This is a genomic window from Uliginosibacterium sp. sgz301328 (assembly GCF_041807905.1).
GTDB lineage: Bacteria > Pseudomonadota > Gammaproteobacteria > Burkholderiales > Rhodocyclaceae > JBGVSA01.
Genome location: NZ_JBGVSA010000053.1, coordinates 1 through 9,953, shown reverse-complemented (window position 1 = coordinate 9,953; position 9,953 = coordinate 1). Strand labels below are relative to the sequence as shown.

Annotated in this window: 7 protein-coding genes; 3 read left to right on the top strand and 4 right to left on the bottom strand. The window is 64.6% G+C overall.

From position 1 onward, the window contains the following. Window positions 1-234: 234 nt before the first annotated feature. The 4 genes from ACDA63_RS19885 to ACDA63_RS19870 form a co-directional block, all read right to left on the bottom strand. On the bottom strand, window positions 235-531 hold the full coding sequence (locus ACDA63_RS19885) for a hypothetical protein (protein ID WP_373665046.1): 297 nt from the start codon (window positions 529-531) through the stop codon (window positions 235-237). Window positions 532-607: 76 nt separating this feature from the next. Continuing rightward, entirely contained in the window at window positions 608-850 is a 243-nt protein-coding gene (locus tag ACDA63_RS19880; RefSeq protein ID WP_373665045.1) for a hypothetical protein, read from the bottom strand. Between the two features lie 83 nt (window positions 851-933). Next, window positions 934-1,830, bottom strand: coding sequence for a manganese catalase family protein (locus ACDA63_RS19875; protein ID WP_373665044.1), 897 nt, complete (start codon window positions 1,828-1,830; stop codon window positions 934-936). Window positions 1,831-1,859: 29 nt separating this feature from the next. After that, a complete protein-coding gene (locus ACDA63_RS19870) occupies window positions 1,860-2,372 on the bottom strand; it encodes a ferritin-like domain-containing protein (protein ID WP_373665043.1) in 513 nt (170 codons plus the stop codon). A 179-nt stretch (window positions 2,373-2,551) separates the two neighbouring features. Here ACDA63_RS19870 and ACDA63_RS19865 point away from each other — a divergent pair, with 179 nt between their 5' ends. The 3 genes from ACDA63_RS19865 to ACDA63_RS19855 all read left to right on the top strand — a co-directional run. Beyond that, complete coding sequence (locus ACDA63_RS19865; RefSeq protein ID WP_373665042.1) at window positions 2,552-3,874, top strand: sensor histidine kinase; 1,323 nt, start codon at window positions 2,552-2,554, stop codon at window positions 3,872-3,874. A 287-nt stretch (window positions 3,875-4,161) separates the two neighbouring features. Continuing rightward, window positions 4,162-4,776 carry a hypothetical protein gene (locus ACDA63_RS19860; RefSeq protein ID WP_373665041.1) on the top strand — a complete coding sequence of 205 codons (615 nt, stop codon included), beginning with the start codon at window positions 4,162-4,164 and terminating at the stop codon, window positions 4,774-4,776. 687 nt (window positions 4,777-5,463) lie between these two features. Next, on the top strand, window positions 5,464-9,953 hold a 4,490-nt coding region (locus tag ACDA63_RS19855), incomplete at its 3' end, for an autotransporter outer membrane beta-barrel domain-containing protein (protein ID WP_373665040.1).

The following is a 9,953-nucleotide window of genomic DNA, read 5'->3' as shown; positions in this document are numbered from 1 at the left end:
GCGGCGGCCGACTACAACCGCGTTGTCGCCGGCGGCCAGGGCGATAGCTTTGGCGGTCGCGTGGGTGTGGTGATCGCCTGGTAATCCGGCTGTAGCCACCCAAGCAAATGGGGCACCCCAAAAGGGCGCCCCATTTTTTTGACGGAAGCCCTCCTCGCGCCATGTGAGCGGAATTCCCAGGGACGGACTGGCCCCCGAAGCACGACAAGTCGCTGACGAGATGAGATCCAGGACTCAGCGCGCGGGAGAGCCCATGCCCGAGCCGGAGCCCGTTCCACTGCCGGTACCGCCATAGCCCGATCCGCTGCCGGTTCCCGTGGTGCCGGATTCGCGCGACGGACGCGCTGGTGCGGACGTGCCGGCGCCCCGCTGGTCGGCACGATTGCGCACCGAACTTGAACTGGAACTCATCGTCGAGGTGTCGCCGGCATTCTTGGCGCCGGGCCCCTGCCCGCCCACTTGAGCGAAGGCGGGTACCGACAGCGCGGCGCCGAGGCCGATGGTTGCGATCAAGGTACGTAGCGTTTTCATTTCGTTCTCCTGTTTGTTTCATATGCACCACTCCCGGTCGGGAGGGGTGCGATATACCTGCAAGGCGCGTACCGCCTCAGCCGGGCTGGCGGGAAGGAATCGCCCCGCTCCTTTCGACGTCGCCTTCATCGGCGTCGTCCTGGTCAGCCTGGACTTGTTCGACCTCGCTGCGTTCAGTCCCGGATCGTTCGGCGTCGCTGCGTTCCTGCGCGTCGGGGGTGGCGGTGACCGAGCTGCCTTCTTCGAGCAATGCGCTGTCGACGTCGTCGGGTTCTTTGGCCTGCTCGTTGGAGCCGGGCGGGGATTGGTTTGAAGGCATGACGTGCTCCTTTGGGTCTTCAGATAAAGCCCGCTCGATGCGGCGGGCGTCAAATGCCGACGTGGCGCCGTCGGCGGCGTTTGCTAGCCACCCGCACGGGCAGCGCTTCCGTCGCTGCCGAGTTCTGCGCCAGTACGCGGATTGGTGTCGGGATTGGAGGCGGTGCGTTCGGCAAGGCGCTGAATGGCCATTGCCTGCGCGTCCGACAGGTTCACGCTCGCCTCGCCCGTCCCGCCGTCGGCTGGATTGAACGCTTCGCGCTGCGATGCGTAGCGCCACTGCTCGCCCTGGTTCCACGAGCCGCGCTGCTCCGCCGCTTCCCCTTCGGAAAGACTGAAATACGTGCTGTCGAAGCGCGGATCGCCGGGGAGCTTGCCTGGCGGGAAGTTGGGCTCGATGGAATACAGCGCTTTTTCGAACGACTTCTGGTGCGCGATTTCGCGCGTCATGAGGAACCCCAGCGCTTCGCGCACGCCCGGATCGTCGGTCAGGCTGATCAGTCGTTCGTAGACCAGCTTGGCGCGGGCTTCGGCGGCGATGTTCGAACGCAGATCGGCGGTCGGATCGCCAATGGTGTCGATATAAGCGGACGTCCACGGCACGCCGGCGGAATTGACCAGCGGCGCACCGGCACCATACAGCACCTGGGTGACGTGGCTGTCGTTGCCGGCGCCCGTGATCGAGCGATATAGCTCGCCCTCGGCCTGCGTGCCTTCGGCCAGCGCGCCCTTGGCGCCTTTGTTGAGCATGACGACGATGTGGCCGATGATTTCCAGGTGCGAAAGCTCTTCGGTCGCGATGTCGAACAACATGTCCTTGCGGCCCGGATCGTCGTCCGAGACGGCCTGCGTGAAGTAACGCATGGCCGCGGCCAGCTCGCCCTGCGGGCCGCCGAACTGTTCGAGCATGAGGTTGGCAAGGCCGGGGTTGGGCGTGGATACGCGCACGGTGTATTGCAGCCGCTTGTTGTGGGCAAACATGGGGGTCACTCCTCTCGGTCGGGATGAAATCAGCGCTTGGCTTGCACGCCGGGCGTCTGGTCGCGCAACAGGAAAGTCTCGGTGACGGGGCCGAGGTGTTCGAGCAGCCACCTTGCCATCGCCACTTCCTGGTTGAGGATCGCTGCGCAGGTGTCGCGCGTGGCGGTGTCGCCGACCGCTTCGGCGGCGGCGATGAGGATCGTGTACGAGGCGATCTCCATGTTCTCGAACACGTACCCGCTCAGCGCACCTTTGACGACCTCGTCGGTCATCGTCATGCCGACGATGCCCTGACCGAACGCCATGAGCTTGCCGGTCAGATCCTTGACGGTGGATGTGGAACCACCCAGCCGCGAGATGCAGGCTTCGAGTTGTTGCTGCTGCCATCGCGTCTCTTCGATGTGCTGCTGTATGCGCGCGCGCAGGTCCGGGTAGTTCTCCAGGCGCTCCGCCTGCGCGGTCAGCATGCTCTCGGCCTGCTGCTCCATGCCATGGGCATCGCGCAGCCAATCCAGGACGTTGTCTCTTGGGGTGGTTGCCATCTCGGGTCTCCTTGATCTGTTCAATAGCGAACAGCCCGAAACCAGCATCGGCCATGCCCGACGGAAATGCGCCGCGCGAAGCGAGGAGACGCAAAACAGACAATGCGGCCCGGAAGCCGCGCGCCCATTGCTTTGTCGGGCGACGGTGACAGCCCCTGTCGTCGCCCGTGGCCCCGCACTTGACCGCCCAGGAAAGCGCCGTCGTCGACGGTATGCACGTGTACATTCGCGCTCGTGCCGCCGAGCCTGTCGCCACCCTTTTGGGCCGGCGGTATGGCTCTTGCGGCGGATCGGGCGTTCACCCATATTCAATGACACGTCGTACGGGCGGGGACATTGCGCGACGTGGACGCCGCGCAGCGGAGGACCCTATGACCCTATCGGACTTTATCGAATCGGAACTCGACGCATTGATCCAGGACTGGACGGAATATGCTCGTTCCATCAGCCCTGCTGGCTGCAAGCTCGACGAGACGCAGTTGCGCGATTCGGCGCGCGCCCTCTTGCTGGGGATCGCGGCCGACATGCGCGAGACCCAGACGGACGCACAGCAGGTGGCGAAATCCCTGGGCAATCGCCCCGGGTCGGAGTCGGACTTCAACCAGGTCGGCCATGTACACGCGGATGACCGGCAGACGCAGGGCTTCGGCATCGATGCGCTGGTGGCGGAATATCGTGCGCTGCGAGCGAGCGTTCTCCGACGATGGCAGCAGAGCGGCACGACGGACCCGGCGGCGTTCCAGGAGATGATCCGCTTCAACGAGGCGGTCTATCAGATGGTGGCCGCGTCGGTGCGCCAGTTCACGAAGCGTACCGAGCGGATCCGCGATCTTTTTGCCGGCGTGCTCGCCCACGACATGCGATCGCCGGCGGCGGCGATACTGAACTCGGCTCACGTCGTGCTGCGCGACGCGAATCTATCCCTTGTCAGCATGCGGGCGGGTGTAAACCTTGAACGTAGCGCCGAGCGTTTGAAATCGATGATCGACGACCTCTTCGTCTTCACGCGCACGCGCCTTGGAGACACGCTGCCGGTGGTGCTCACCCGACAGGATTTCGGGCGGATCTGCCAGGGTTCAGTCGACGAGGTGCGCGCTGCCTTGCCCGATGCGGACATCGAAGTGCACTTGAGTGGCGACCTCACCGGCCTGTGGGACGCCGGCCGCATGAGCCAGTTGGCCGGCAATCTCGTGACCAATGCCGTCCAGCACGGCAACGGCGCCGTTCGCGTGAAGGCCGTGGGCGGCGATGAACAAGTCGTTCTGACTGTCAGCAATGGGGGGCCGCCCATTCCGGCAGATGCGCTGCCGACACTCTTCGATCCGTTGACGCGTGCAAATCCGTCGAAAGAGAACATGCGGGCCTCATCCGGTATCGGATTGGGCTTGTATATCTGCCGCTGTATCGCTTCGGCACATCACGGAACGATCGAAGTCAAATCCGACCAGGACTGCACCGTGTTCACGGTGACGCTCCCCCGCTTTCCGCCGCCGGCTCCCTAGCCAGCGGACGACAAGGTATCGATCAACCGTCCCTGCCGACTGTCCAGACCGGCGCCTGGATCAGATGCCGAGAGGCAACGACGCTTGCGGATGCACCAGGACGGCCAGGCGTAGCTCGCGCCAGAAGTCGGCGGGTATGGCGGACATCATCGGCAGTGTTCGGTCTCATTGGGCAGGGCGCCGTCGGCCCCTGAGGGCGCCGATGGTGGGTCGGTGGATGCCCCGTCGTCGCGCGCATGAAGAGCCCCTGCAAGGTCCGCGCGCGGGGCGCCCGAATTGGAGGTGGCGTGCAGGACGCCGCGCCCGGCCGCCTTCTTGGATTTGATCGCGAGACGAAATCCACTAACCTGAAAGCGGCTTCTGTCTCGGAATTGCAGGTGCCGCCATGGACACATCGACGGACGGCCTGCCCAATCAAGGAGATCATCATGAAGGTGGCAACGGGTTGGCTGTTCACGCTGGTCGCAACGGGTGCAATGCTGGTTCCGACGCTGCACGCGCAGCAGTTCGCTTATCCGGCGAAGGGGCAGTCGGCAGACCAGCAGAAGAAAGACGAGGCCGAGTGCGGTAAATGGGCCACGGGCCAGACCGGTTTCGACCCAGCCAGGCCGCCCGCGCAGACCGCGGCGCCCAAACCCGCTACCACGGCAACCGGCACGACGCCCGGAGCCGGCGTCCGGGGCGCCGCACGCGGCGCTATCGTGGGCGAAGTGGTTGGCGGTGACGCAGGGACGGGTGCTGCCGCCGGTGCTGCGGCCGCTCGCGCCCAAAGCCGGCGCCAGAACCGGGCGCAACAACAGCAGGCGGAGGCAGGCCAGCAGCAGACGCAATCCACTGCCAATGCGGCATGGGCGCAAGCGCGTGGCGCGTGCCTCGAAGGAAAGGGATACACGGTCAAGTAGCGCGAACTGGCCGATGCCGGCCGCAGCGCAATGCCAGGGCGCGAGCGATCCACATGGGTTGTTCGTCGAGCTTCATGACTGCCTCGCGGAGCGACGCCTGAGCATCCGCTGCCGGCCAGCGAGGGCTCCGTCGCCACGGGCGGGACAAGCCCCCTCCCGAGGTTCAAGAACCTGGCGGCCCCATCGCCACAAGCCCCCCTCTGCCATCCCGTTCGAAGACCTTTGTACGCCAATCAGATGGCGTATCAATCGACCTGTCTTGCGTCCACCGGATTGCGCCGGGCAAGAAAACCACAAAACGCGTGCGCACCCCTCGGACGATCTTCGATACCTCGACGCGAACATCGCCATTGTCGAAGGCAGTTTTTCCTTGTCCCCAATCGTCAGTGGAGGCACGCCTCCGCCCGCCAACAATCGGCGGTGAAATGCGGGGTCATGCGGGCGGATTGGGGGCACGCCCCTCTTTGTTGCAGATCGGTCCGACTCCAAAAACAGACTCGTCCTCAGCGGAAACCGGATCATGCAGGGCTGTCAGCGCATGTGATCAAATCATCCGGAAATTCTGACTTTTAGCAGAATCAGCGCTTGTCTTATTCATAGCATCTCGGTTCCCACCATGGCGTCATGCAGGTTCCTCAATGGGTTTTGGGGAGCGCCATGTTTGAACCCGTGAACCGAGGCTAATGAATGAACAAGCAATATCGAGTGATCTGGAACGAGTCGTCCCGCACGTGGGCGGTCGCATCAGAGATTTCCACTGGACGCGGAAAACGAGCGTCCCTCAGTGTTGCTTCAGTCGTGATCTCGTCGTTCTTTGGGCTGGCGATGCTGACCTCATCGGCCCCAGCCTGGTCACAGTCGCAGTGTTCGGCGACAGGCGGCGTCTATGAGTGCTCGGGCACGATCGCCGAGGGCGTCGTCGTCTCGGGTTCAGGGGACATCACCGTCAACAGCAGCGCCGACATTGCGCCGACGGGCGCGCCTGGAACGGGCATCAACGTCACCAACACGGGTGCGGGCAGCATCACGGTGAACCAGGACTCAGGCAGCATTGCCGCGTGGACCGATCCGGCCACGCCCTGGTTGTACGGAGAAAACGGTCTCGGCATTACCGCTACAAATACCGCGCTCGGCACGGACATCACGATCAACGTTGGAGAATCGGCTTCGGTATTGAGCGATGCCCACGGCATCTCCGTAAAGAACAGTGGCACGGGCGCGACGACCGTCAACGTCGCCGGTAGCGTCACGAGCGTCGAGGCAGACGGCGTCGACGCCCAAGGGGGCACAACCGGAACGGACCTGACGGTTACGCAAGGCAGCGGCGGGAGCATTTCCGGGTATTCGGGCATCCATGCCTACAACTGGGGCACCGGGGCAACGACCGTCAGCGTTGCGGGCGACGTCACCGGCAGCGGCGACAGGGGAATCGACGCCTACGGTGCATCTGCGACCACAGACCTGACCGTCACTCAAAGCGGCGGAACGATATCGGGTCAGAGCAATGGCATCTGGGCCAAGAACGACGGCACCGGCGCCACGAATATCAACGTCGCAGGCGACATCAGCAGCAGCAACAGCGCCATCGAGGTCTTTGGTGGAGTGACAGGCACGGACCTGACGGTCACCCAAAGCGGCGGGACCATCACCGCTGGCAAGAACGTTGGCATCGTCGCTCAAAACTGGGGCTCCGGCGCAACCACCGTCAACGTGGCAGGCGACGTTACCAGCGCGGGCCACACTGGCGTCCTCGTCAATAGTGAAGCCCACACGACGGCTCTGACGGTCATTCAGCGCAGCGGGAGCATTTCCGGCGGCACAGGGATTTCCGCCACGAACAGCGGCACCGGCGCAACAAGCATCAGCGTCGCAGGGAACGTCACTGGCACGAACAACTATGGCATTTCCGCGGAAAACGGCCCCAGCGCCACGGACATGACCATCACGCAGAGTGCGGGCAACATCACCGCTTCCAGCGATGGCATCTGGGCATACAACGAGGGTACCGGCGCCACCTCCATCAGTGTCGCCGGCAATATCACAAGCGCTGACGCCACCGGCATCAACGTCCTGAACGGGGAAACGGCGACGGACGTGACCATCACGCAAACCAGCGGAACGATCTTCGCCGATTGCTGTGGCATCAACGCTGTCAACTTTGGTACGGGTGCGACGAGCATCAGCGTCGCCGGCGACGTCGTCGGCGTCGAGGGCCTTGGCATCCATGCCCTGAACGGAACCGCCACCACTGGCCTGACCGTCACGCAGCGCAGCGGGACCATCTCCGGCATGTCCGATGGTATTTCTGCCGAGAACGTCGGTACCGGCGCAACGGACATCACCGTGGCCGGCAACGTCATCGGGGAATATGGCAGGGGCATCAGCGTCGATCACTATGGCGCCGCCACGGGGGTATCCATCACGCAGAGTGCCGGAACCATCTCGGGCGGCGGTGACGGCATCCTGGTCTTCAATTCAGGCAGCGGCCCAACCACCATCAGCGTCGCGGGCAATGTCAGCGGCAGGTACGGCGACGGCATCAGCGCCAATAACTACGAGGACACCGCGGGGCTCACCATCACGCAGAGCGCCGGGACCATATCGGGGGTACGTGGCATCAACGCCTTCAATGGCGGCACGGGTGCAACAAACGTCAGCGTCGCCGGCAACGTCTTCGGCGTGTACGGCGACGGCATCAACGCGTACGGCTCATTCGAGAGTACCGATCTGACGCTCACACAGACCGGCGGGACGATCGAGGGTGAGTCAAACGGCATCTACGCTTACAACTCAGGGACAGGCGCCACGTCGATCAGCACCACGGGTGACGTCTCGGGCGAAAACGCCGACGGCATCGCCGTCTTCAGTGGCTCATTCACCACCGGGCTGACCATTGCACAGAGCGGCGGGACCGTCGCCGGTGGCAACGTTGGCATTCATGCGGAGAACTTCGGCACCGGTGCGACGAACATCAACGTCGCGGGTGACGTTGCAGGGTCGGCGGCTTATGGTGTCTTTGCCTACAACGACGGCGCCACCCAGGATCTGACGATCACGCAGAGCGCCGGATCGATCGCCGGCGCGATGGCCGGCATCTATACCGAGAACTTCGGCAGCGGCGCGACGAATATCAATGTGGCCGGCGACGTCAGAGGGGACATCAACTACGGCATCTCCGCCCATAACGACTTTGCAGCGACGAACCTGACCGTCACCCAGAGCGGTGGCACCATCACGGGCGGCGCATACGGTATTGCCACGGAAAACCAGGGCAGCGGCGCCACGACGGTGAGTGTCGCCGGCGACGTCACGGCGGACGGTCACGCCATCGAAGCCTTCAACGGCCAAACCGCCACGGACCTGACGATCACGCAAAGCGCGGGGAGCATTTCCGGCACCACCGGTATCGTCGCCAACAATGCCGGCACTGGCGCGACGACCGTCGTCCTGGCGGGCGATGTGACCGGCACGGACGGGCACGGCGTCCAGACCGAGAGCGATACCAACGTCACGGGCCTGAGCATCACCCAACTCGGCGGCACCATCAGCGGCAGCGAGTCCGGCATCTCCGCTCACGACAATGGCGGCATCGCCTCTGTCATCAACATCGCAGGCACGGTCATCGGCGGCGAAGAGGCCGGCATCACGGCAGTCAGTAACGAGGGGGCGTCCGTGGCGATCACCCTGATGAGCGGCGCGGATGTGTCCGCCGCATCGGGCACCGCCATCCAGGATGACGACGGTGATGCCACCGTCGCCCTGCTCGGCGGCTCCAGGACCACTGGCGCGGTACGTCTGGGCAATGGTGACGACTCGCTGACCATCGTCGGCGCAGCCGACATTTCCGGCGTGACGTATCTGGATGGCGGAGACAACGCCAACGCCTACACGACCGACATCCTCGGCACATCGGGTGCCGGCACCAACAAGCTCACCTTCCTCGACACGACCCAGACGGTGACGGGCGTCAACCTGCTGAACTGGCAGACCGTCACGGTCGACGGCTCGGCAGTGACACTCGCCGATGGCACGCTGACGACGGGCACGGGTAGCAACCCGGATGGCTCGCTCCAAGGCCTGGTACTGACCAACGCCTCGACCCTGATCAGTCCGGCCACACTGGCCGTGACGGGGGATGTGGCCATCAATGCGGGCTCGACCCTGCAACACGCTCAGGGCGGCACCATCACGGGAGCCGTCACCAATGCGGGCACGATCGCCTGGGGCTGGAGTGATGCCGGGCACAAGCTGACAATCGATGGTGATTACACCGGCAACAACGGTCTGCTCGTCATGAATACACAACTGGGAGCGGACGATTCACCCACCGATACGCTGGCGATCACCGGAGCGGTCAGCGGCAGCACGCGCGTGGCGGTGAATAACGCGGGCGGCCTCGGTGCGATGACCACCGGCAACGGGATCCCGCTGATCGATGCGGCCAACGCCAGCACCAACGCCTTCACGCAGCAAGGCCGCATCTCGGCCGGCGCGTATGACTACACGCTCTACGCGGGCGGACGGGACGGCAGCTATGTCGGCGACTGGTACCTGCGTTCGACCTACGAGCCGGAGGAAGTCACACCACCCTCGCCCGGCGAGCCGACCCCCGGTGAAGTCACCCCGCCCACGCCGGGCGAGCCGACCCCGGAACTGCCCAACTATCGCGACGAAGTGGCTGTCGCCAATGTCGTACCGGCGCTGGCCAACCGCATGGGCCTGGCAATGCTGGGCACCTATCACGATCGCATCGGCGAGGGCGTTCCCGGCCAACAGGAGTGGAACGGCTGGGCGCGGGCGTTCGGTGAAACGGGCAAGACCGGCCGTGGCGGCAATGACCCGCAAGGCCGGCTGTCGAATTTCCAGAAGGAAGGGGCCTCCTACGATTACGACATGGCGGGCGTGCAGGCCGGCATCGACATGCTGCGTGCGAAGAACGACGTGGCAGGCTGGTACGCCGGCTTCGGTCGCATCGACGCCGACGTCGAAGGCGTCTACGGTGGGCGCGCGGGCTCGACCTCGATGGACGTGCATTCGCTGGGTGGCTACTGGACGCACCGGGCGGACGCCGGCTGGTATGTCGACAGCGTCGTGCAGGGCTCGTGGTATCAGCGCATCCGCGCCAAGAGCATGGCCGGCGAGACGCTGCGCCTGGATGGCAACGGCCTGACCGCCTC

Bases quoted from the DNA above. Each gene is read 5' to 3' on its own strand.
- ACDA63_RS19870 (WP_373665043.1), bottom strand. From the start codon at position 2,372: ATGGCAACCACCCCAAGAGACAACGTCCTGGATTGGCTGCGCGATGCC.
- ACDA63_RS19880 (WP_373665045.1), bottom strand. From the start codon at position 850: ATGCCTTCAAACCAATCCCCGCCCGGCTCCAACGAGCAGGCCAAAGAA.
- ACDA63_RS19875 (WP_373665044.1), bottom strand. From the start codon at position 1,830: ATGTTTGCCCACAACAAGCGGCTGCAATACACCGTGCGCGTATCCACG.
- ACDA63_RS19885 (WP_373665046.1), bottom strand. From the start codon at position 531: ATGAAAACGCTACGTACCTTGATCGCAACCATCGGCCTCGGCGCCGCG.